Here is a 21568-nt window from a genome sequence, read left to right as displayed (position 1 = left end):
TATCGAAGCTGTACTTCAAAAGGGCAGCTTCTTTTTTTCTCTTTATAAAAACAGCCCATGTCCGCCAGAATATACCTCTTGCTTGTAGCCTGTTTCCTTACATGGACAGCTATGGCCCAAGACTTTCCTGACAGCCAGACCGGCGGAAAGTATATCACCGTCAACGGTGCTAAATTATGGGTGGTTACCGTAGGCAAAGGCGATCCCCTGATCCTGATCTCGGGTGGCCCCGGCGGCGCCCATACAGGCCTGCGCCGTTTCGATTCCCTGGCCAAAAACAATATGCTGATCTATTTCGACGCGTTTGGGCGGGGAAAATCGGATACTGCGCAGGATGTAAAAGAATATTCGCTGGCAAGGGACATTGAGGATATTGAAGGCCTGAGAAAAGCATTGAAACTTGATAAGATCAACCTGCTGGGCCATAGCTACGGCGGTGTAGTGGCGCAGGGCTATGCGCTCAGATATCCGCAGCAGGTAGCGCACCTGGTGCTGGCCAATACCTTTCATAGCCATGTGATGTGGCAAGTCAATGACGATAACAGCAACCATGAGATCAGCATGAATTACCCCGAAGTGTGGCAGGAGCTGACGGCGCTGCGGGAGAAAGGTTACGTGTCCTCCGACAAAGAATGTCAGGATGTTTATGGCAGGGTGCCTTACGGATTTTTGTATGCATACAATCCCGATAAATTTGCAAGCCGTGGCAGCAAGCCATATCCCAACGCATTCAATACAAAATTGTATTATCAATTGGTGGGTGCCGATGGCGATTTCATTGTGGGCAGCGATATCGGCAGTTTTGATTACCGTCGCCGTCTCAAGGAGTTGAAGATGCCGGTGCTCATTTACGGCGGCCGCTACGACCGCGTAGCCGTGCCTTACATGATGATCAAGTACAAGCAATATTGTCCACAGGCGCGGTTCGAAATGTTTGAGCTGTCGGGGCATAATCCACAGGTGGAAGAGCCGGGTAAGCTGTTTCCGCTGCTGGAGCGTTTTTTGCACTCCTGATAAACGCTGCGGTTCCTGGAGGCCTCTCTATTGTACCTAAAAAGAAGATGGTGTCTCCAACTCGGAGACACCATCTTCTTTTTGTACCTATCCATCTATTCTTTGCTGAACTTCCTGGTGGTGATCACAGCGCCGCTGGCATTGGTAACCTTTGCCAGGTACATGCCCTTTGCAAGCATACTGATATCTATCCGGATCGCTTCTGCACCATTATCTATGCTCTGAGTCAGCTGGCGGGCGCCGGTGATATTGAGGATCTCAACACGGGAAGCATTCAGGCTTCTATCGGTGAACAGGATCAGGTCCGTCGTTGCAGGATTGGGGTAAACCGCGACACGCTTATCCTTGATCGAGATCGTCGAGACGCCTGTAGGGGTCTTATTGATAATATACGTTGCTGTATCAATAGTATTGGCGCTCACAACTTTCACCCTGATAATACCTACACCGTTATCGGCCTCAACAGGAATAGAGAATTGAGGCTCGAGCACGGAGCTATCATTTGCCGGGATTGGCATACCTACTGTTTCTGTGCCGCTGAGCGTCGGGTCTCCCGAGGTACGGCAGGTTTGGTTGTCACAAAAGGCATAAAACCCCCAACCGATGGGAATTGTTCTGGAAAAGATCGTATAGGAAAAAGGAAGCGCTGCGTTGGTTTTATTGATAGCATAGTCAAACAGCTTTATCGTGTAATTGTCCCAGCCGCTTCCGGTTGGCGGCGTTTGGCCCGGCGTTTCTGCCGTAATGGTATCTGCCTTTAGCACGAAGTCCTGGGCATGCACAGCAGCCGAAGACAAGCCAAATAAGAATAGCAGTGGTAATATTTTGCGCATCATCTGGATTGTATTTAAATGATAAATCGTTAGGTATCTTAAAATTAATAAAATTTTGTAATGAAAATGCATTTAAAAAAAATAATAATAAAAAAAGAACTACTGAGATAGCTCTTTAACCCATTGCAGAAAGCCATTTCATGGTTTCAGGCATGTAAGATGCGGGGTTAGCAGGGTTCTTTGTAGCGCTCCCGCATTATGCCCGATAGAAAGATAATTTGTTTTACAAAGCCAGGCATGAAGCCGGTACTGTTTTCCCGGTTACAGGTGCCAGCCGGATGTTCAGGCAGTTTGCAGGGCAAAATGATTGCAGGCCAGCACGTAACCTTTGTTCAGATACAGGCGGTGCGCATCATGTAACATATATCCGCTATCCAGGTGGACGGAACGGATACCGGCTGCTACCGCTTCCTGGTTAACATGGTCAAGCAATATTCCGGCATAACCTTTGCCCCGGTACTGCGGATCGGTATACAGGTCATCGATATAGATAATCCGGCCGGTCCTGAGCATATGCATCGTTCTGTAGCCTACAATGGCCGCAGCTGCGGTATTGTCCTCGTTGGGTATATATACCAGTCTGAACGATTCCCTAGCGATCATGTCCATGATCAGGTCGATATAGGTGGCTTCGTCGAGGTTGGTTCTGAAGGCGAAAAGCGCCTCTTTGCAAAATACTATTTGCGCGCGGGTTTGTGCTGTGATCAGTTGCATGAGTTGTGGGATAAAAAGTAAACTGACTATCTGCGTATAGGAATAATATTTCCCGGTCGAACCTGTCGGAAAAGCAACTGTGCCGTGGTCCTTCGACAGGCTCAGCAGCCATAGAGAAAAACAAAATGATCCGGTGTTTCCTATACGCCGATGGTCACTAAAAGAGAATAATTATTTTAACTGACTATCCCGATATAGGAAACATTAGCCAAATTCGTCTTGATAACGGTTGCTGAGCCCGTCGAAGCACCATTTATATCTGTCCTTTCGACATGCTCAAGGACCGAAGATTACTTTGTTTCCTATATCGGGATAGTCACTTTATTTTATAGGGTGCATGCTCAGGGCCACACCAACGCGGTTCCAGGCATTGATGCTGACAATAGCCATAATGAGGAAAGCCAGGCGGGCTTCTCCGAATAATGCCAATCCTTTTTCATATACGGCCTCACTTAAGCCTTGTCTGCTGATAAGCGTGATCTCTTCCGTGAGCTGCAGTATGGTTTGCTCTTCTTCGCTGAACCAGTCGCGGGCCTCCCGCCAGCCGCTCAGCACGTACAGTCGGTGCGGATCCTCGCCCAGTTGTAGCGCGTCTTTGGTATGGCTGTTCATGCAGTAAGCACAGCCATTGATCTGCGAAGCCCTTATTTTGATCAATTCAATGTGACGCGGATCGATGCCGCTGCCTTTAATGAGGCCGTCCAGCTCTCCCATCAGCTTAACGCCTTCGGGAAATTGTTTGCGCATTGACAGTCGTTGTTTCATATGCTTATAGTGGGATTAATTCTTTTTTAGAAAGGCATCAATGCTCCATTTGAAGGTATCCAGGCTGTAGAGCAGCAGCCCGGCGCCGGTAAATACAAATACGGGATACCGGAACGGTACGCTGATACCCAGGAATGCCATCATGAGCAGGGCGAAGACGAGGGTGAGCATAGCTGCCCCCAGCCCCATCCATTTTACTTTAAACCCGGCAATCAGGCACACACCCAGCACACATTCTGCGATCGTAGCGCCCAGGCCGGCTATATGAGCTATGCTGCTGCTCACAAAAGGCATGAGGCTATGGGTATAGGTAACAAAATGCTGCCAATCGCCCCAGGCTGCCTGTCCCGGCGGGCCGGCAAAGCCCAGGCGGTCGAGAACAGGGAAAAGAAAGCCGATGCCGAGGGCTATGCGGCTAAAGAGTTGTGCGAAATCTCGGGTCATCATAAACAGGAAATAATGAGGCAAAAGTACACACACGGCAAAGCTGTTTAAGGGACCAGCGCCGTTGTATCAGGTAGTCCAGCAAAAAATAAAATATGCTTTTCCCCTGGACCATGCGAAGACTGGTGTCTGGTACCCTTATCGCCTGCCGCCTCGGGGTACTTTCGCAAAAAACATTCAACCTATGAAAGTATTGCACATCGATTGCAGCGTCCGGAACGAAGCCTCCCTGTCCCGGCAGCTCTCCGGCTTTTTTGTAACGGAGCTCAGGAATAAAGAACCCGGTCTGGCCCTGGATTATCTGGACCTTGGCGCAGCGGCGCCCGATCACGTTTCGGCCCTGTTCATAGAAGGAAATTACACTTCTCCCGAACGGCGTACGCCGGAAATGATCGCCGAGCTTGCCGCCTCCGATAAGCTGATCGGCCGGCTTCATGATGCCGATGTATACGTGATCGGTATGCCCATGTATAATTTTACGGTCCCCTCAAATTTTAAAGTGTTTATTGATAATGTCGTGCGTACAGGCATGACCTTCCGGATACAAGGCATGGTATCCGAAGGCCTGCTGGTCAATAAAAAGGTTTATGTGATCAATACGCGGGGTGTCGACTTTTCGCACGAGGCGATAAAGCCGATGGACCAGCTGGTACCTTATCTGAAGACGATATTTGCGTTTATCGGCCTGGACGACGCTCAATTCATTGATGTTTTCCCGGTTAAATTCAGTTCCGAAGAAGTACGGGAAAAGGCTATTGCAGCGGCGCGGCAGACCATCTCGGCCTGTGTACGTGAATTGTGCGCTCTTGTGGGGGCTTGAGGGCCGGCCTTACTTAGCTGCCAGCGATCACCGCGGCTAGCGTGGTGATCGCATTTTTCAGCTGATCGGCCGGGAGAGAGGCAAAGCCAAACCTCAGGCTGTTGTAGTCACTGTTGTGTCCTTCAAAGTAGGCGCTACCGGTAAGGTGCAACTTGCGCGATGGTGCTTTGGCGAGGATGCGTGCCAGCGGATAGTCTTCCCGGAACTTCAGCCATAAAGCCATGCCGCCCTGAGGCTTGTTAAAATGTATGGCATGGGGCAGAGTGCCGGCGATAAGGCCGGCAGCGAGCTCCATCCGTGTGGCATATATTTTTTTGCTTCGCTTGATATGCCGTCCCAGCGCTCCGTTGTCGATCAGGGTAGCCAGGGCCGACTCCATCATAAAATCGCCTCTTATATCCATGAGCCGCCGGTATTTTATCGCCTGCTCCACGATCTGCCTGGCGGCAACCAGGTAGCCGATCCGGAACGATGGTCCGAGCAGCTTGGTATAAGAACCGATATAGATAATACGGCCTTCGTGCTCCGCACTGGCCAGCGGTAAAATGGGGTTGTTGCGGTAGTGGAAGTCGTAATCATAGTCGTCTTCGATCACCCAGAGCTGGTGTTGCTTGATCAGGTTCAGTAAATGCATGCGCCGCGCCGAGCTCATGGTAACAGTGGTAGGATGATGATGGTGCGGGATAACATAAAGCAGCCTGAAGCTGCCGGTTTGCAGGAGTGCCGCCAGGCGGTCTGTGTCCATCCCTTCCTGGTCGACCGGCACCCTGTGAATGACGGCGCCCATACTCTGGAAGATGTGATCTGCCATAAAGTAATTCGGCTCGCTGACGATAACGTTATCTCCCGGCCGTATGAGCAAGGCTGCCGTAATATAGATGGCCATTTGCGCTCCGCGGGTTATCATAAGCCGCTCCTCTGTAATATTCAATCCCCTGGTCTGGTTGAGAAAGCCGGCTGAAGAGGATCGTAAGTGCATTAATCCGCCTTCATCTTTGTTCAGCCAGGCTTTTTGTGGCTGACCAAGCTGCAATTGCTGCCGGTATAGCTGCAAAAAGGAGCTATAAGGAGTAAGCTGCGTATCGGGAAAACCATCGTCCACAACAAGGTCGTCTTCACTATAAGCGCTTACAGCTCCGGGACGAACCAATGCCGGTAATGCCAGCAACTCCGGGAGTATGGCCGGCGCGGCCGGAAAATTATTTTTAGGTTTGAAGGTGCGGGGCTTTACTATGGGAAGGTCGGGCACTACCCGGAAGCCCTTGCGGGGCAAGGCTTCGATCCAGCCCTGTGCTGCAAGCTCATCATACGCGTTGATCGTCGTTTTGCGATGAATGGACAGGAGCTCCGCCATTTCACGTGTCCCGGGCAAAAAGGTTCCCGGCGTTATTTTTCCATCCCGTATCAGGTTGACCAACCCGTTAGATACCTGTATGTAGACGGGTAAATGGCTGGGTCGTTCAATAGGGATCAACGTGTTGAAAGGGAGCGTCATGAAAGATTTTTTTCGGGAAAAATACGCCACCGCTAAAATACGTTATTGGCCTGGGCATTTACCCTCGTATCCATCTTGCTTATATCAGATCGCCTTATTCAGCCAGTTGGTAGATCGCCGGGATATTTCTTCCCAATCCGTCGTAGTCGAGGCCATAGCCCACGACAAATTTATTGGGAATCGCAAAGCCGGTATAATCGGCATGTACAGGGTATTTCAGCGCATCCGGTTTGGTTAGCAATGCAGCAATGCGAATGGAAGCCGGTCCCTGGTGTTCGAGCTGCGGGAGAAATTCATGCAATGTTTTCCCCGTATCGATAATGTCTTCCAGCAGGATAATGTGCCGGTCGTGCAGGGATTCTTCCAGCCCTATTGCCGTGATCACGTTGCCCGACGATGTGGTTCCTTTATAGGAGGCCAGCTTGATAAAAGAGATCTCCGCCTCGATCTCCAGGTTGCGGAACAGGTCGGCTGCAAACAAGAACGATCCGTTGAGCACGGCGACAAATAAGGGCCGCTTGCCCGCATAATCTTTGCTGATCTGCGTGGCCAGCTCTTTATTCTTAGTCGCTATGTCTTCAGCCGACAAGTAGGGCACAAAGTCTTTATCGTGTACACGGATGCTGCTCATAAGCTCGAAAATTTGGACTGCAAAGAAACAAAATTCCCGCGTAGTCCTGTTTATCATTCCATTAAACCCTTTGCCGCAGCAGGTCCAGCACACCCTCGTTCTTCAGTACGAGATAGCCAATCCGGTCGCGCGATACGCCTTCTTTCAGCTGGTAGGTAAATTCGTAGTGACCATCGTCGCTGATGCGGGTGTAGCAGTAACGAAACCATATATTGGTCTTTTCCTTCAGGTTTTCCGAAAGCTCGTTGAGGTGCGTCGACAACGCCATCAGGTTGTCCTGCTGTCCCAGCAGGCCTTCTATCACGGCCCGGCTGCATTCATAGGCATCATGCACATTGGTACCCTTGAACAGCTCGTCCATCAGCACCAGGTGGTAGCGGTTGCGGTTTAGCTTTTGGGCCGTCAGCTTCATGCGCTGCACTTCGGCAAAGAAATAGCTTTCGCCCAGGAAGATATTGTCTTCCACCTGCATATTGGTGATGATCCCTTCGAGGAAGCTGATCTGCATGGATTGTGCAGGAACGCCCATGCCGATATGGGCCATCAATGCCGATACGCCCATGGCACGGATAAGGGTGCTTTTGCCCGACATATTGGCCCCCGTGAGGAACAGGAAATTTTTTTCCCTGGAAAACAGGATATCATAGGCAACAGGTTGCTCCAGCAAAGGGTGGTACAGCTTGACGGCTTCGAAACGCATAGCCTTCGACGGCAATAGTTCCGGCAGCTCCCAGCCGTGTTCACGCGTGGCCAGCGCCAGCGAATGTTGCGCATCGAGACGGGCATAACGTTCGATCAGCTGAAACACGATATGCTTGATCTCCCGCCGGGCGCGGTAGCTGAGGTCCATGAGCACCGCCTGTGAAGCGTCGGCATCCGTTTGTACCAGCGACAGGCACAGCGGCAGCGACAGTACTTCCTTAAAGGCCTCAAGCTCCCGGTCTACAGCAATGGGAGGATCCTGGTCCTGTAAGGTCACCAGCTCGGCGCAGCCTTTCAGAAAGTCGATAATATGCGATACGGAAAAGCGAACGAAGGAATAGGCATTGCGGTTAAATACCTTTTGTACCAGCGAATTGATGAGCAGCGTCAGGGGATTGGAACGGCCTGCCACACCATCGGCCGATTCATAGAACTTCTCGATCATCACCAGTGTTCCGTTGGAAACCTGTTTCGTCCAGCTGTCCGTATGCCGTATCCAGAAGCGTATGGCTTCCTGCTGCTCCTGCAGGCGTTCAAACGTCGCGGGCGGGTTTTGTACCAGCTTGCGCAAGGTGTCGGATCCGGCCTGGGTAGTGCAGCGGTTGATCAATGCAAACACCGACTGCTCGCCATTGAGAAAAGAAAGGTCCTGTAGTGTAGTTTTATCTAAGATCACGATCTGGCTTTGGGAATTGAGTCTGCTTTAAGGAATTTCCACAGAACTTAAATTTTTATTTAAACGATTAAGGTATTACTTTTCAGGCAAATTTTGACTACATACAGCATGTTCGGCATTATTGGAAATGGAAGCTGGGCCACGGCATTGGCAAAAATGCTAACTGACAACGGAAACACAATACACTGGTGGATGCGCAATGAGGATTCTGTATCGCATTTGCTGCAAAAGCACCATAATCCTCACTATCTTACCTCCGTTAGCTTCCGTCCCGACCAGATACTGCCCACCACCCGGTTGCAGCAGGTGATCGAGGCTTGCGACACCCTTGTTATTTGTGTCCCCTCGGCCTACGTGCTCGATGTGCTGGATACCCTGTCTGTGGATGCCTTACAGCAAAAGACGATCGTTTCAGCCATCAAGGGTATACTGCCACAGCAGCATATCCTGCTCAACGACTACCTGGTAAATGTATTTGCCGTGCCACTGCGGCAGTATGTCGCGATCACCGGGCCCTGCCATGCCGAAGAAGTAGCGCAGGAGCGACTCTCTTACCTTACCTTTTCGGGTCTCGACGACGAAGTTACCCAAAAGGCTGCTGCCGCTTTTTCGACCGACTATATCCGCACTACCGCCAACCATGATCTCTGGGGCGCACAATACGCCGCGGTCCTTAAGAACATATATGCGGTAGGGGCTGGCCTTGCCCATGGTATTGGCTACGGCGACAATTTTCTGAGTGTATACAATACCAACTGTTACCGGGAAATGTACCGCTTTCTGCAGCAGCAATTTGAGCAGGTGCATCCATCCAACGAGATACCCGATTTTCATACCAGCGCCTATCTGGGCGATCTGCTCGTGACCTGCTATTCGCCGCATAGCCGCAACCGCTCGTTCGGCACGCTTGTTGGCAAAGGCTATTCTGTAAAGGCCGCCACTACCGAAATGAGCATGGTAGCCGAGGGCTATTTTGCCGTGCGCGGCATGAGAAAAATAGCGGCCGGGCTGGCTATCGATATGCCCATCATGCAGGAGATCCACGACGTGCTTTGGGAAAATACGCTGCCCGTTACGGCATTTAAATCCATCGAAACACTGTTGTCCTGACCTGTAGAGACGTTGCATGTCCGATTACCAGAGACGTTGCATGCAACGTCTCTACATATCAATGTCCCGCTACGCCGAAAAAGAGGCTATAGGCAATAATGCAGAGCACCACAAGGGCGATAAGCGTGTACCGCCTATCTTTTTCCAACCAGAAACCGATCATCGTAAACAAAACCCGCGCGATAGGCGTCGCGATCAACGCGATGACGCCAAGTTCCATAATGGCTTTGCTGTCGCCATGTCGCAATGCCTGCCAGAAAACAGCCGGACGAAAAATGCCGTGCTCGTCGAATGTGCTGTAATCGGCGATATCGCGGCCATGTTGGAAAAGGTAAAGCAGCAGACCTGCAACCACGATCGCCATAGCGATCATTACGCCCAGACGCAGCAGGTTACCGATGAATGATTGGAGGTCTTTATCCTGGAAGGACTTCATGTGACTGCAAAAATAGCAAATCCTTCCCGGTGAGGAAAGGATTTGCCTGATTCGTTATAAAAAGGATGCTTATTGTTTAGCAGCCAGTTCTTTGATCTTCGTAAAAAGGATCTCTTCGCCACCGGCTTCGTAGCCGCTCTGCATATAGGCTACCTTACCCTGCTTGTCTACGATAACGGAGAAGGGTACGTTCTGGAAATTGAGCGAGCGCTTCAGGTCAAAGTTGGGGTCCTGGTAGTAAGGAAATTCCCAGCCCTGTGATTTGGCATAAGCCTTTACCTGGGCAGTAGCCCGGCTGTCATCTTCCGAAATGGTCATGTAGTTGAAATCGGCCTGCGTTTTCCATTCCGCCATCTTTTCACGTACCACTTTGATCTCCTTTTTGCAGGGAACACACCAGGTAGCCCAAAAGCTGATCAAGGTCACTTTGCCCTTTTCCACGGTTTGGTTAAAGGCGACGGTGCTACCGGAAAGATCTTTAATGGGCGTATTGGGCAAGTCCATCTGTGGGGTATTCTGCGCGCTGGCATTGAAGCCCAGGAAGGCCATGGCGGCTAAAGCAACTAATTTCTTCATATAGAAAGCGAAAGTTAAGAATGAGCAATAGATTCTGTATTATGCTCCCCGCTTACGGGAGCGTATGGTGCAAATATAAGTTTTATGCATTTTTATTTCCCGCCTTTATGCAGATTAACACAAGATTCACCACGGAAAGTAAGTGGCGGCTTACTATTTCATACTACATAAATGGATAGATGCTGGCAATCTTTATTAAAAAAAACTACCTTAGCGAAATTTTTATACGCGTTGACTGTTCAAAACACCCATAGTTTAATACCCAATGAAAAAGATTTTTTTACACTTCTCCCTCTTGTCAGCGCTTGCTACGCTTGGATACAACAACGCCAGGGCACAGGGCGCCGGAACCTTTTCGGGCGATCTGCAGCTGAACGGGAACTTTTTTCAGAGAGATTCGGCTATTGGAGCTGCCGGCAACGATCTTTACGATAAATACCTGAGCGGCGGCGAAGGTTGGCTCAGCCTGCGCTACTCCAACTACGGGTTTACAGGCTACCTGCGACTGGATGTTTTCAGCAATTCCAATCTTAAAGATCCGTACAAAGCCATGAGCGGCTTCGGTATCGGGGCCTGGAGCATCAGCAAGGAGATCATGGGGCTGACCATTACCGGCGGTTATATCTACGACCAGATCGGTAGCGGTATCCTTTTCCGCTCCTATGAAGATCGCGGCCTGCTGATCGACAACGCGCTCGAAGGCCTTCACCTGAAATATAAGCTGGCCGATAATATTACCGTAAAAGGTTTTGTGGGTCAACAAAAAAATATATATGACCGCTACCGGCCCATCATCAAAGGCTTTAATGCCGAAGGTGATTTCAGCCTGGGCAAGTCGGTGCACATCAATCCAGGTGTGGGTGTGCTCAACCGCACGCTGGACCAGCAAACCTATACCGGTATCTATAATACCGTACAGACTTATGATGTAGCCGATCGCTTTACGCCCATGTACAATACCTATGCGTTTACCGGTTACAATACCCTTACCGCCGGAGACTTTACCTGGTATGTAGAAGGTGCGTACAAAACACATGAGACCATCAATTACCCTATCCTGAACGCGACCAGTATCGACCAGGTATACCGCGATAAGCCCGGCAACATCATTTTCAGCACCCTGGGCTATGCCCGTAAAGGCCTGGCATTGAATGTGACCGGTAAACGCACCGAAAATTTCGTGATGCGGATATCGCCCGATGAAAATTCGCCCAATAACGGCCAGATCAACTGGCAGCCTATTGTAGCCCAGATCAGGCCGCAGCGGCTCATTGCCCGCTATACCCCCGCTTCGCAGGACATCAGCGAAAAGGCAGTGAATGCCAACGCCCTTGTGTCGCCCAACGACAATTACGATTTCAACCTGAGCTATACGCATATCGACCGTCTCGATGGTCTGAAGCTATACCGCGAAGCCTATTTTGAGGCCAATATCCGCAGCGTAAAAAACTTCCTGATCGACGTGGGCGCCCAGTATATGGAGTATAACCTGTTCTACCAGGGCAAGATCGGCGATCCGATATTGAAAGCCATTACACCTTTTACCGAGATCACCTACCTGATCAATAACAAAAGCTCGCTGAAATTGCAGGCGCAATACATGAATGCCAAAGAGGACGATGGCAGCTGGGCTTTCGTAGGATTGGAATATGCTATCGCACCCAAGTGGTCTTTTGCGCTGTCGGATATGTATAACGTAGCGCCCAGCGAAAAATCCATTTATAAGGACAAGCACTTCTACAATGTGTTCATTGCCCGTACACAGGGTGCGCATCGTATTTCCCTGGCCTATGTAAAGCAGGTGGCCGGTATTAACTGCTCGGGCGGTGTATGCCGTTACGAGCCGGCCTTCAGCGGTGTAAGGCTGATGATCACTTCCAGCTTCTAAATCTTGTTTTTTTGAGCAAAAGCCCCGGTTGTACCCGCAACCGGGGCTTTTTAACATACGGACAATAAATAATGCCTCTTTTGCGATTTAACTTAGCAGATCAATTCAGGTCTAACCGCAATAATCAATACCCGATGAAAAGAATAATAGTGCTGGCTTTAGCTATTTTATGCTTTTTGCCAGCCGTTTTTGCCCAGAGAAGTGACAGGAGCACATTGAGGATTCGCTTAAGCGATGGCGGGCCATTGCTGGTAACGATCAATGGGCGCGATTTCAGGAAGATCGGCCGCAGCATTACCATAGCCGATATTCCCCGCAAACGTCAGAACATGCAGGTGTATCGCTACAGGGCCTATGCCGATGGTAAAGGGGGAAAAGCCGAGCTGGTGTACAGCGGGACCATTAAGGTACAGAAGGGATCTACCTACGACTGTATTGTCGACATCGGTACCCGTAAGTTCCGTATGCTGGAAGTTGCCTCGCTGCAGCCCCTGGCACAGCAACCACCATTTGACCCCCGCCGCGATCAGCCGCTGGGCCAGGACGAGGGGACTGCCACAGATAACAGCCAGCCCGTGGCAGATGACACTCCCATGGAGATGCCTCCCGACCGCACCGTAAGCGCCAGGCTACAGCCTTTGAAAACCGCAATGGACAAAGAGGACGCCGATAGTAAAAAGCTTGCGGAGGCCCGTAAGTTCATCGCTGCCAACAGCGTGACTTCAGCAGAGGTGACCAATATCGCCGGCTGGATCTTTTTCGATGACAACCGGCTTACTTTCGCAAAGGCGGCCTATGCCCGGGTCAGCGACAAGCAGAACTTTGCTTCCGTCGGTAGTGTTTTCACCCTGCCTGAAAGTAAAAAGGACTTTGAGGACTTTTTAAGGAACAAATAGTTGTATAGCCCGAAAGGAAAGCGCTGCCTGTATAAAACAGGCAGCGCTTTCCTTTTGAATCGTTTCTGGTTCCGTCGATCGGTACGATCGTAAGCTTTTGAGCACGAAAGATCTTAACTGACTTCCCAATATACGAAACCAGCTAAAAATAGGAGCAATGAAGAAATGATCCTTTGGGTTAATGATTAAAATGTTGATCTATGACCCTATGTCGGGCAATGCTGAATTGAAGTTGCTATCTGTTTTTAAGCCTGGGTGTGTTGGCCACAAAAAAACAGCGGAGCATTGTTTTTTTGCCGCCTTTTTTCTTTCTTTTTTGGCGGAGCAAAAAAAGAAAAGATAGTAACACCCAATAAAAGACGGGTAAATCAAAGCGTACCAGCTGGTATTTATAGACATGCAAAACTTTGTTTCCTTTATCCGGATAGTCAGCAAATTTTATTTGATCTTATTGTTCAACAGCATATACCGTGCTGTCTGGTACCAGGCATCAGTAAGCTGGTAATAATGGTCCTGGGCCGCCTGGTCAAGGACCGGTGTCGTATTGTCTTTCAGGCTGAAAAATTGCGGCCGGGGCTTGCCTTCAATATTGTAGCTGCAGAACACCGAATCCTTAACGATACCGATACGGCGCCGGTCGGGATTATAGATAAAGGCCAGCTGCCGCGACGGGTCTTGCTGCATAAAAGGGCTGAGCAGATCCCTGCCCAGAGTCGTATTGCGGTATGGGATCCGGCACAGGCCGGCTACTGTAGGCAGCACATCGCATTGTGAGGCCGGGAAGCTATAGGAGCTGTGGGGAAACAAAGCGGGCGCATAGAACAGCAAGGGGACATGCATCGCCGTAAGCTCGCTGCTCCAGGCCCGGGGAAACATATCGCCTGCATCGCCACCAATACCATGATCACCTACGAAAACAAAAATGGTATTGTTGAAATAGGCCTCCTTCTTTGCGGCTTCGATAAACTCCCGGAAGCAGAAATCTGTATACCGGAAGGCATTGTATTCATCCACCGATTCAAATCCAAAACGTTTCAGGCTGTCGGCCGGTGGGGTCAGTATCTTAAACCGCACCTTGTCTTCATCGGGTATGGTATAGGGTCTGTGGTTATCTGCCGTTTGCACCACCGCGATAAACGGCTTTTGCTGCGTGGCAAAGATCTTGTTGGCCGAGAGCAGCAGGTTCTTATCACTTACGCCCCATACATCTACCTTGGCCGCCTTATAATCATCCTGCTCATAGATGTGAAGATCCTGGATGTTATTGGTCAGGATACCCCTTATATTGGCCCAGCTGAGACTGCCGCCGATCATGTAATACTTTTCATAGCCTTTGAAATCGTTCATGATGGTATGCTGGTTCACCGACTGGGGATTACGGCTGGATGTTTTGGACAAAGCTACATCCGGCGTGCCGGTAATTGTGGTCCATACACCACGCGCTGTGCCATAGCCGGGTGTGAAGCAGCGGTCGAAAAAGATGCCCTCCCGGCACATACCGGCAAAGTAAGGCGTTGTGTTGAGCGGATTGCCATACATCGAGCTCTTATAGGCACTGAACGATTCACAGATTACAATCACGACATTGGGTTGCCTTTTCAGTGGACTGTCGGGCTGTACCCGGCGCAAATAATCCAGCCGGCTGCTATCCGGCCGGGCTACACCCAGGTAAGCGGCGATGAGCGGGTAATCGCGTTTCACCTTTTCTTTATTGAAGGTGGCATTGCGGAACTGCAAGGAGCTGAAAAAAGATTGAAAGGGATTGAGGGCTACATTGGAGGCATAATCATTACCCAAAATAAAGGCGTCGCTCCAGCGCAGGGGATATTGGCCTATCCTTCCAAAGATAAGGAAGGCCAGCAGCAGGAAAAAAGCGACACCGCCGCCGATGGCAGTAGCTTTGGTGGCCGTGCCCGCTGTACGGTCGGCCCACTGGTATAGCCGCCCGATTGCTTTCAGGAGCAGGTATAGCGACAGGGCGATGCCCAGCGATATCCTGATCACCGGGTAGGTTTGCCACATCATCGCTGCCGAGGTACGGGCATCAGCTACATAATTGAGCAAGCCTGCATTGAGCCTTTCGTTCAGGTAAGCATAGTTGGCAAAGTCGATCGCGTAGAAAATACCGGCGACCAGGATCAGTGCAAACCATATACCCATGGCCAGCTTCTTGCCCTTGTTGCTGCGAAAGGGATTAAGCGCCGGGATTAGCCCCAGGGCGAAGAAAATGAGACAAGCGACCGCCACCATGCGGGCATCGTAGCGCAATCCCAGGAACAAAGCACGGCCATAAGGCACAGGCTCACTATTGGAGGGCGCGGCAAAGGCCAGCAGGAAGGTGACGCGCAATAAGGTCATCAGCAAAAGGAAAAGAAGCCCTGTAGCCAGTAGCCACTTTATATGGCGGGGAAGGAGTATTCGTTTCAATACGTTCTTATTTTCAGTAAAATAATCTGCAAAAATAGGCTTTCGGGATACACAATAGTAACTTTGCCGCGCTATGGCAATACGCTCCGCTACATCCGAAGGGTTCTGGCCCGACCTGCTGCAACGGCTCGACGCCTGGGACAGGGCGCTGTTTGTGAAGGTGAATGTCGACTGGACCGGTGGTTTGGCCGATGCGGTAATGCCCATTCTACGCGATCAACGCACCTGGTACCCGCTTTATGCTTTTCTCATTATTTATGTCATCTGGCGGTTCCGCTGGAAAGCGCTCCCCTTTATCCTTATTGCGGGGCTTACCGTGGTGCTGACCGATCAGGTGAGCAGCAATTTCCTCAAGAATTATTTTGACCGGGTGCGTCCCTGCAGCGAGCCGCTGCTGGCGGGCATTATGAAACTGCGCATAGGGCGCTGCCCCACCAGCGGAAGCTTTACGTCGTCGCATGCGGTCAATCACTTCGGCCTGGCTGCCTATGTCATCTTTTGCCTGAAGCCTTATTTCAAAAAATGGCGCTACCTATTCTGGTTGTGGGCGGCAGCTATTTGTTATGCGCAAGTGTACGTAGGCGTCCATTACCCGGGAGATGTCAGTTGCGGCGCCCTGCTCGGCATCCTGTTGGGAGGATTGATGGCATGGCTATTTAACCGGTATTTCAACTTCGGGAAGCCGCTACAGAAGCGGAAAATGATTGCAAAAGACTAATTATCTACTGCTTTTTGAACACCATGATCAATCGTGGCGACTGCTCTTCGTCGAAGGGGTTGAGCAGATAATCGCCGAAATGTTCCTGCAGCTCGAGTCCCTCCCTGCGGAACAGCGCAATGAAGTCCTTAAGCTCAAAGGCTGATACGCGCTCCTGGTAATGGTGCTGCCCGCCCTGCTCATCTGTGACGGCAATCTTTTTGACGATCTTGCCCTCCCTTACTGCACGTTGAATATGGAACGAGACGCCCTCTTTTTCTATGGTCTCGGCAGGTACCAGCCTTTTCTCAATATACTGCTCGTTGAAATAATCGATCACCAGCGTCCCGCCTTTTTTCAAGGCTGCTGCAAAAGCATGGGCCGCCATATGGTTGTCGCGCGCCGTGTCGAAATAGCCGAAGCTGGTGAAGAAGTTAAAGGCAAAGTCGAAATAATTGATGTAGAAAGGGAAGCGCATATCATGTACATAAAAATGCAGCTGCCTGCTTTCGGCTTCTTTTGCTTTTTCTATCCGTTGGGCAGAAAGATCGATGCCGGTCACTTCATGGCCCAGTTGGGCCAGCTGCTGAGCAAAGCGACCTTCGCCACAGGCAATATCGACGATACGGCTGCCGGGCCCGGGTTTGAGGTAGGCAACCAGGCCGGAAACGAACAGGCTGGCCTCCTCCTCATCCCTGTTGCTGTATAGCAGAGGGTAATAGCGGGAGTCGAACCAGTTCTCAAACCATTCTTTCTTTTCTTCAGGCATAAAATTTTTCAAAAGCAGGCAAAGTTAAGCAAAGAACCTGTTTCCGGCAGTACCTATAGCCGGAAACTACCTGCAGACGGCCTTCCGCCGCCCGTTGAAGGTATATACCGGATAAATTCACATTTAATATATACACTTAAGTCCGAAATTCGATTAATTTCGCTGCGCATAAATGATTAACTGATGGCATTAATTAAATCGATCTCCGGTATACGGGGTACCATCGGCGGACAACCTGGTCAGGGATTGACGCCTATAGACGTTGTAAAGTTCACTGCTGCTTACGGTGCGCTCATCCTGGAGCAGGAGAAAGGTAAAAAGATCGTGATCGGCCGCGATGGCCGCATTTCGGGCGCGATGGTACGCAGCCTGGTTACCGCCACCTTGCAAGGCCTGGGCTTCGAGGTGATCGATCTCGGGCTGAGCACCACGCCTACCGTTGAAATGGCAGTGACCATGGCCGGAGCTGCGGGGGGTATTATTCTTACCGCCAGCCATAATCCCAAGGAGTGGAATGCCCTCAAGCTGCTGAACTACGAAGGAGAATTTATAAGCGCCGAACTGGGCGCTATGGTACTGGAGCGGGCCGAGCAGGAGGCAATTCGCTTTGCCGAGATCAACAAGCTGGGCACCATCACCGAAGACGGATCATTTATGCAGAAGCATATCGACGCCATTCTGGCGCATCCCCTTGTCGATGCCGAAGCCATCCGTGCCAAAAACTATAAAATTATTGTCGATGCGGTCAACTCTACAGGCGCTACTTATGTACCAGCCTTGCTGGCGGCGCTGGGTGTAGAACAAGTAAGTGTGCTGAACGCCGAGGTGAGCGGCAATTTTGCCCATAATCCCGAGCCCTTGCCCGAGAATCTGCGTGAGCTGTGCAATGAAGTATCCAGGAAAAATGCCGACCTGGGCATAGCCGTCGATCCCGATGTCGACCGCCTTTGCTTTGTATGCGAAGATGGTACGCCCTTCGGGGAAGAATACACCCTGGTTGCCGTGGCCGACTATATCCTGACGCATAACAAAGGTAATACGGTGTCCAACCTTTCCTCCACCCGCGCCCTGCGCGATGTTACGGAAAAGCATGGCGGACAATACTTCGGCAGCGCTGTAGGCGAAGTGAATGTGGTGAAGAAGATGAAAGAGGTCAACGCCGTGATCGGTGGCGAAGGCAATGGCGGCATTATTGATCCGCAGCTGCATTACGGCCGCGACGCGCTGGTGGGTATTGCGCTTTTTCTCACGCACCTGGCAAAATCGGGCAAAGGTATTGGCGCGCTGCGCAGGACATACCCCGATTATTTCATTTCCAAGAACAAGATTGAGCTGGACGAGACCATCGATGTGAAAGGTCTTTTTGAAAAGATAAAAGGCCGCTACAGCAAGCAGCCTATCAATACGGAAGACGGCCTTAAGATCGAATTTGATACCGATTGGGTGCATTTGCGCACATCCAATACAGAGCCGATCATCCGCATCTATTCCGAAAGCAATACGGAGACTACGGCCAGCAATATTGCGAAACGTATCATGACCGATATCCGGGAGATCATGCAGGAGCGATAGCTTACCGGTATCTGAAATGTAAAGAGCTGCCTGCGGGCGGCTCTTTTTAATAAGATAAATTTACAAAGGCATTACCCGAATTTGTCCTAATTTTAGGGCCTAGCCTTAGCCCTGTGCATAAGGCTTTTTTTAAATCGTAAGCATTCGTATCATGCGGCATATATGACCGCCAAAAATTGTTTCAACCCATTATGAAAGTAGCAGTAGTCGGTGCGACCGGCCTCGTGGGCAGCACTATGTTGCACACCCTTGAAGAAAGAAATTTTCCGGTAACGGAGCTGATCCCTGTAGCCTCTGAACGATCGAAGGGTAAGAAGGTCTTGTTCAAGGGTAAGGAATACACGGTGGTTACGCTGCAGGAAGCCGTTGCCATGCGGCCCGATATCGCCCTGTTCTCTGCGGGCGGTGCTACGTCGCTGGAATGGGCCGAAGCCTTTGCAGCTGTGGGTACCTATGTGATCGATAACTCCTCGGCATGGCGCATGCATCCCGATAAGAAGCTGGTGGTGCCAGAGGTCAATGCTTCGGCCCTGAGCAAAGAAGATCGTGTGATCGCCAACCCCAATTGCTCTACGATACAAATGGTAGTGGTGCTGAAGCCACTCCATGATAAATATAAGATCAACCGTGTTGTGGTGAGCACTTACCAAAGCGTGAGCGGCAGCGGGCAGAAAGGTGTGGATCACCTGATGTCGGAACGCGAAAAGACAACGCATAAACCCTTGTACCCGCACCAGATCGATTTGAATGTACTGCCGCATATCGATGTCTTCCAGGACAATGGTTACAGCAAAGAAGAAATGAAGATGATACAGGAAACCCAGAAGATCATGGGCGACCATAGCATACGCGTATCGGCCACCACGGTAAGGGTGCCTGTAGTGGGCGGTCACAGCGAAAGTGTGAACATTGAATTTGAGCAGGACTACGACCTCGACGAACTGCGCCGGCTGCTGGAGAGCGCGCCGGGTATCGTGGTTATGGACGACCCAAAAAACAATGTGTATCCCATGCCGGTATTGGCGGCAGGTAAGGACGAGGTATTTGTCGGCCGCCTGCGCCGCGACCTCTCCCGCGACCGTGCGCTGAATTGCTGGATCGTTGCCGACAACCTGCGTAAGGGTGCGGCTACCAATGCGGTGCAGATTGCCGAGTACATCGTGGCGCAACGTTGGATAACGACGTAAAACAAATGCTGACCTTGCGATCGCTGTATCATACCGCGAACATCTCTCCTTTTTAAAAATTGCTTATTGCCATAATCCCTCATGAAAAAAATATTCTATCTGCCGGCCGCTGTGCTGTTACTGAGCAGCTGTGGTAAAGACGACAACGAAGACGTCGTTGAACAGCCCAATAAAGACGGGTCGATTGAAACCGTTATCAGCGTTACCCACGCCGATAGTGTCGATCTGCTGACAACCACGCATAAAGTATGGTTAAAAGGGGCTGTCGCCAAAACCTTTGTGACCACCGACACACTGAAGTCGCTGGGTACCGAGCCGGTAACTAACGATGAGGCAAACACTTCGGGTCCTAAGGAGAAAAAGAAAGATTACGAAATTTACATTACAGTAAAATAAGGCGATGAAAAAAAGCAAAACGATCACCCTGGTGCTCATTACATCGGCCTTAGCCTCCTGTCATAAAGAGCAGCAAAGCGGCGCCAGCGGCAGCTGGGACCAAAAAAAAGTATATATGCGATCCGATACCACGGCTTCGTACACCCGTACACATTATCACTCGGGTGTGGCTGGGGCGCTGTTGTGGTACTACGCCTTCAGGCCTTACGGGCGATACAATAACGGACGCTACGACCATGCCGGCTATTATAGCGGCGGCCTGCACACCAGGTCCAATACGGGTACCAATAGCACCAAAAGCGCCATCGTGCGCGGCGGCTTCGGCAGAGGCGGCTCCTCTGTTTCCTGACTGCTTAAACATAATCGACTATGCAAAGAAACCGGATCAGCCCCCGGCACAATTGGGAAAAAGCGGTGGAACAACTGGGTTTCGGCTTTCATTCTACCAATGTGCCTTATTGGGACGAGAGTGCTTATTACAGCTTCTCCCTGGCGGAAATATTGAAACTGGAAACGGCCACGGCCGACCTCTGGGATATGTGTCTTAATGCCGTGCAGTTCGTTATCGATACCCGGCAATACGCCAGGTTTCATATACCAGATTGGTTTGTGCCGGAGATAGAGCGCTCCTGGAACGAAGATCATCCCTCGATCTATGGCCGGTTTGACCTGGCTTATAACAATGGTGAGATCAAGCTCCTGGAATTCAATGCCGATACCCCTACCAGTCTTTACGAAGCAGGCATTGTGCAATGGTATTGGTTGCAGGACTTCGACAAGGGCAAGGATCAGTTCAACAGCATCCACGAAAAGCTTGTTGACTACTGGGGCTACCTGAAGCAGTATCTGCTGCCGGGGAAGCTGCATTTCTCCTGTGTCAAAAGGAGTTTGGAAGATCTTACAACGACCGAATACCTGCGCGATTGCGCTATACAGGCGGGGATCGATACCCAGCTGGTATTCATCGACGATATCGGCTGGGATGAGGAACGTAAGGTATTTGCCGATATGGAAGAGGAAGATATAAAGAACCTCTTCAAGCTGTATCCCTGGGAGTGGATCGTGCAGGATGCCTTTGGTAAAAGGATACCGGAAGATCGTAACAAAGCATTGTGGATAGAGCCGGCCTGGCGCATGATCTTGTCCAATAAGGCGATATTGCCCATACTCTGGCACCTATACCCCGATCATCCTTACCTCCTGAAGGCTTATTTTGACCAGGGCGACCTGGTTAGCTACGCCCGCAAGCCAATCCTGTCGCGCGAAGGCGCCAATATCATGCTGGTAAAACAGGGACTCCCGCTACAACAAACCGGTGGTGAATATGGCGCTGAAGGGTATGTCTACCAGGACCTGTACGAATTGCCGGCATTTGAGGGCCATTACCCTGTGATTGGCAGTTGGGTTATCGGGCAGCAACCGGCCGGTATGGGTATCCGGGAAAGTAATGGCCTGATCACCAATAATACCAGTCGATTCATTCCCCACCTTATTGTCTGACAAAACCATTAATCCTGATT

22 protein-coding genes are annotated in these 21568 nt (G+C 50.7%); 11 read left to right on the top strand and 11 right to left on the bottom strand.

From position 1 onward, the window contains the following. Positions 1-57 precede the first annotated feature (57 nt). The gene (locus DZK30_RS08515; RefSeq protein WP_118973702.1) at positions 58-1014 is read left to right on the top strand and encodes an alpha/beta fold hydrolase; all 957 of its coding nucleotides are present in this window, start codon (positions 58-60) and stop codon (positions 1012-1014) included. Positions 1015-1109: 95 nt separating this feature from the next. Here DZK30_RS08515 and DZK30_RS08510 read toward each other — a convergent pair whose 3' ends face one another. The 4 genes from DZK30_RS08510 to DZK30_RS08495 all read right to left on the bottom strand — a co-directional run bounded on the left by DZK30_RS08510 (position 1110) and on the right by DZK30_RS08495 (position 3773). Then, a complete protein-coding gene (locus tag DZK30_RS08510) occupies positions 1110-1850 on the bottom strand; it encodes a T9SS type A sorting domain-containing protein (protein WP_162902952.1) in 741 nt (246 codons plus the stop codon). 279 nt (positions 1851-2129) lie between these two features. Further along, positions 2130-2561, bottom strand: coding sequence for a GNAT family N-acetyltransferase (locus tag DZK30_RS08505; protein WP_118973700.1), 432 nt, complete (start codon positions 2559-2561; stop codon positions 2130-2132). A gap of 321 nt (positions 2562-2882) precedes the next feature. Further along, complete coding sequence (locus DZK30_RS08500; RefSeq protein WP_118973699.1) at positions 2883-3326, bottom strand: carboxymuconolactone decarboxylase family protein; 444 nt, start codon at positions 3324-3326, stop codon at positions 2883-2885. 15 nt (positions 3327-3341) lie between these two features. Beyond that, positions 3342-3773, bottom strand: a complete 432-nt coding sequence (locus DZK30_RS08495; RefSeq protein WP_118973698.1) for a DoxX family protein — start codon at positions 3771-3773, stop codon at positions 3342-3344. Between the two features lie 181 nt (positions 3774-3954). Between DZK30_RS08495 and DZK30_RS08490 the strand changes: the two genes are divergently transcribed. Beyond that, on the top strand, positions 3955-4590 hold the full coding sequence (locus DZK30_RS08490) for an FMN-dependent NADH-azoreductase (RefSeq protein WP_118973697.1): 636 nt from the start codon (positions 3955-3957) through the stop codon (positions 4588-4590). A gap of 13 nt (positions 4591-4603) precedes the next feature. On the opposite strand, the gene DZK30_RS08485 is transcribed toward DZK30_RS08490, so the two are convergent. From DZK30_RS08485 to DZK30_RS08475, 3 genes are all read right to left on the bottom strand, one after another. Continuing rightward, complete coding sequence (locus DZK30_RS08485) at positions 4604-6085, bottom strand: aminotransferase-like domain-containing protein (protein ID WP_118973696.1); 1482 nt, start codon at positions 6083-6085, stop codon at positions 4604-4606. Between the two features lie 94 nt (positions 6086-6179). Continuing rightward, positions 6180-6716, bottom strand: coding sequence for a hypoxanthine phosphoribosyltransferase (gene hpt / locus DZK30_RS08480; protein WP_118973695.1), 537 nt, complete (start codon positions 6714-6716; stop codon positions 6180-6182). Positions 6717-6777: 61 nt separating this feature from the next. Next, positions 6778-8094, bottom strand: coding sequence for a MutS-related protein (locus DZK30_RS08475; protein WP_118973694.1), 1317 nt, complete (start codon positions 8092-8094; stop codon positions 6778-6780). A 108-nt stretch (positions 8095-8202) separates the two neighbouring features. Between DZK30_RS08475 and DZK30_RS08470 the strand changes: the two genes are divergently transcribed. Next, positions 8203-9204, top strand: coding sequence for an NAD(P)H-dependent glycerol-3-phosphate dehydrogenase (locus DZK30_RS08470; RefSeq protein ID WP_118973693.1), 1002 nt, complete (start codon positions 8203-8205; stop codon positions 9202-9204). A 58-nt stretch (positions 9205-9262) separates the two neighbouring features. On the opposite strand, the gene DZK30_RS08465 is transcribed toward DZK30_RS08470, so the two are convergent. Both DZK30_RS08465 and DZK30_RS08460 read right to left on the bottom strand, forming a co-directional pair. Further along, positions 9263-9640, bottom strand: coding sequence for a DUF1634 domain-containing protein (locus tag DZK30_RS08465; protein ID WP_118973692.1), 378 nt, complete (start codon positions 9638-9640; stop codon positions 9263-9265). A gap of 69 nt (positions 9641-9709) precedes the next feature. Next, the gene (locus tag DZK30_RS08460) at positions 9710-10216 is read right to left on the bottom strand and encodes a TlpA family protein disulfide reductase (protein ID WP_118973691.1); all 507 of its coding nucleotides are present in this window, start codon (positions 10214-10216) and stop codon (positions 9710-9712) included. A 265-nt stretch (positions 10217-10481) separates the two neighbouring features. Between DZK30_RS08460 and DZK30_RS08455 the strand changes: the two genes are divergently transcribed. Both DZK30_RS08455 and DZK30_RS08450 read left to right on the top strand, forming a co-directional pair. After that, positions 10482-12104 carry a DUF6029 family protein gene (locus DZK30_RS08455; RefSeq protein WP_162902951.1) on the top strand — a complete coding sequence of 541 codons (1623 nt, stop codon included), beginning with the start codon at positions 10482-10484 and terminating at the stop codon, positions 12102-12104. Between the two features lie 134 nt (positions 12105-12238). Beyond that, positions 12239-13000 (top strand): DUF4476 domain-containing protein, encoded by a 762-nt coding sequence (locus tag DZK30_RS08450; RefSeq protein WP_162902950.1) that lies wholly within the window; start codon positions 12239-12241, stop codon positions 12998-13000. 438 nt (positions 13001-13438) lie between these two features. Here the strand turns inward: DZK30_RS08450 and DZK30_RS08445 are convergent, their stop codons facing one another. Beyond that, positions 13439-15427, bottom strand: a complete 1989-nt coding sequence (locus DZK30_RS08445; RefSeq protein ID WP_162902949.1) for an LTA synthase family protein — start codon at positions 15425-15427, stop codon at positions 13439-13441. Positions 15428-15500: 73 nt separating this feature from the next. Between DZK30_RS08445 and DZK30_RS08440 the strand changes: the two genes are divergently transcribed. Next, entirely contained in the window at positions 15501-16145 is a 645-nt protein-coding gene (locus DZK30_RS08440) for a phosphatase PAP2 family protein (RefSeq protein WP_118973687.1), read from the top strand. 4 nt (positions 16146-16149) lie between these two features. On the opposite strand, the gene DZK30_RS08435 is transcribed toward DZK30_RS08440, so the two are convergent. Next, positions 16150-16893 carry a class I SAM-dependent methyltransferase gene (locus DZK30_RS08435; protein ID WP_118973686.1) on the bottom strand — a complete coding sequence of 248 codons (744 nt, stop codon included), beginning with the start codon at positions 16891-16893 and terminating at the stop codon, positions 16150-16152. Between the two features lie 183 nt (positions 16894-17076). Between DZK30_RS08435 and glmM the strand changes: the two genes are divergently transcribed. The 5 genes from glmM to DZK30_RS08410 all read left to right on the top strand — a co-directional run bounded on the left by glmM (position 17077) and on the right by DZK30_RS08410 (position 21548). After that, positions 17077-18465, top strand: a complete 1389-nt coding sequence (gene glmM, locus DZK30_RS08430) for a phosphoglucosamine mutase (RefSeq protein ID WP_118973685.1) — start codon at positions 17077-17079, stop codon at positions 18463-18465. A 191-nt stretch (positions 18466-18656) separates the two neighbouring features. Continuing rightward, positions 18657-19652: an aspartate-semialdehyde dehydrogenase gene (locus DZK30_RS08425; protein ID WP_118973684.1), complete on the top strand. Its 996-nt coding sequence runs from the start codon at positions 18657-18659 to the stop codon at positions 19650-19652. An 81-nt stretch (positions 19653-19733) separates the two neighbouring features. Beyond that, positions 19734-20048 (top strand): ABC transporter substrate-binding protein, encoded by a 315-nt coding sequence (locus tag DZK30_RS08420; RefSeq protein ID WP_118973683.1) that lies wholly within the window; start codon positions 19734-19736, stop codon positions 20046-20048. Positions 20049-20052: 4 nt separating this feature from the next. Further along, positions 20053-20397 carry a hypothetical protein gene (locus DZK30_RS08415; RefSeq protein WP_118973682.1) on the top strand — a complete coding sequence of 115 codons (345 nt, stop codon included), beginning with the start codon at positions 20053-20055 and terminating at the stop codon, positions 20395-20397. Between the two features lie 20 nt (positions 20398-20417). Beyond that, on the top strand, positions 20418-21548 hold the full coding sequence (locus DZK30_RS08410; protein ID WP_118973681.1) for a glutathionylspermidine synthase family protein: 1131 nt from the start codon (positions 20418-20420) through the stop codon (positions 21546-21548). The last annotated feature ends 20 nt before the right edge of the window (positions 21549-21568 follow it).

This window comes from Taibaiella koreensis, assembly GCF_003545715.1.
Taxonomy (GTDB): domain Bacteria; phylum Bacteroidota; class Bacteroidia; order Chitinophagales; family Chitinophagaceae; genus Taibaiella; species Taibaiella koreensis.
This window is presented reverse-complemented; position numbering and strand designations above follow the sequence as displayed.

Excerpts from the sequence above, each read along its gene's own strand:
- DZK30_RS08460 (WP_118973691.1), bottom strand. The coding sequence starts at position 10,216 with ATGAAGAAATTAGTTGCTTTAGCCGCCATGGCCTTCCTGGGCTTCAAT.
- hpt (WP_118973695.1), bottom strand. The coding sequence starts at position 6,716 with ATGAGCAGCATCCGTGTACACGATAAAGACTTTGTGCCCTACTTGTCG.
- DZK30_RS08495 (WP_118973698.1), bottom strand. The coding sequence starts at position 3,773 with ATGATGACCCGAGATTTCGCACAACTCTTTAGCCGCATAGCCCTCGGC.
- DZK30_RS08425 (WP_118973684.1), top strand. The coding sequence starts at position 18,657 with ATGAAAGTAGCAGTAGTCGGTGCGACCGGCCTCGTGGGCAGCACTATG.
- glmM (WP_118973685.1), top strand. The coding sequence starts at position 17,077 with ATGGCATTAATTAAATCGATCTCCGGTATACGGGGTACCATCGGCGGA.
- DZK30_RS08470 (WP_118973693.1), top strand. The coding sequence starts at position 8,203 with ATGTTCGGCATTATTGGAAATGGAAGCTGGGCCACGGCATTGGCAAAA.
- DZK30_RS08485 (WP_118973696.1), bottom strand. The coding sequence starts at position 6,085 with ATGACGCTCCCTTTCAACACGTTGATCCCTATTGAACGACCCAGCCAT.
- DZK30_RS08415 (WP_118973682.1), top strand. The coding sequence starts at position 20,053 with ATGAAAAAAAGCAAAACGATCACCCTGGTGCTCATTACATCGGCCTTA.
- DZK30_RS08465 (WP_118973692.1), bottom strand. The coding sequence starts at position 9,640 with ATGAAGTCCTTCCAGGATAAAGACCTCCAATCATTCATCGGTAACCTG.
- DZK30_RS08435 (WP_118973686.1), bottom strand. The coding sequence starts at position 16,893 with ATGCCTGAAGAAAAGAAAGAATGGTTTGAGAACTGGTTCGACTCCCGC.
- DZK30_RS08450 (WP_162902950.1), top strand. The coding sequence starts at position 12,239 with ATGAAAAGAATAATAGTGCTGGCTTTAGCTATTTTATGCTTTTTGCCA.
- DZK30_RS08500 (WP_118973699.1), bottom strand. The coding sequence starts at position 3,326 with ATGAAACAACGACTGTCAATGCGCAAACAATTTCCCGAAGGCGTTAAG.
- DZK30_RS08510 (WP_162902952.1), bottom strand. The coding sequence starts at position 1,850 with ATGATGCGCAAAATATTACCACTGCTATTCTTATTTGGCTTGTCTTCG.
- DZK30_RS08440 (WP_118973687.1), top strand. The coding sequence starts at position 15,501 with ATGGCAATACGCTCCGCTACATCCGAAGGGTTCTGGCCCGACCTGCTG.
- DZK30_RS08490 (WP_118973697.1), top strand. The coding sequence starts at position 3,955 with ATGAAAGTATTGCACATCGATTGCAGCGTCCGGAACGAAGCCTCCCTG.
- DZK30_RS08410 (WP_118973681.1), top strand. The coding sequence starts at position 20,418 with ATGCAAAGAAACCGGATCAGCCCCCGGCACAATTGGGAAAAAGCGGTG.
- DZK30_RS08420 (WP_118973683.1), top strand. The coding sequence starts at position 19,734 with ATGAAAAAAATATTCTATCTGCCGGCCGCTGTGCTGTTACTGAGCAGC.
- DZK30_RS08505 (WP_118973700.1), bottom strand. The coding sequence starts at position 2,561 with ATGCAACTGATCACAGCACAAACCCGCGCGCAAATAGTATTTTGCAAA.
- DZK30_RS08455 (WP_162902951.1), top strand. The coding sequence starts at position 10,482 with ATGAAAAAGATTTTTTTACACTTCTCCCTCTTGTCAGCGCTTGCTACG.
- DZK30_RS08515 (WP_118973702.1), top strand. The coding sequence starts at position 58 with ATGTCCGCCAGAATATACCTCTTGCTTGTAGCCTGTTTCCTTACATGG.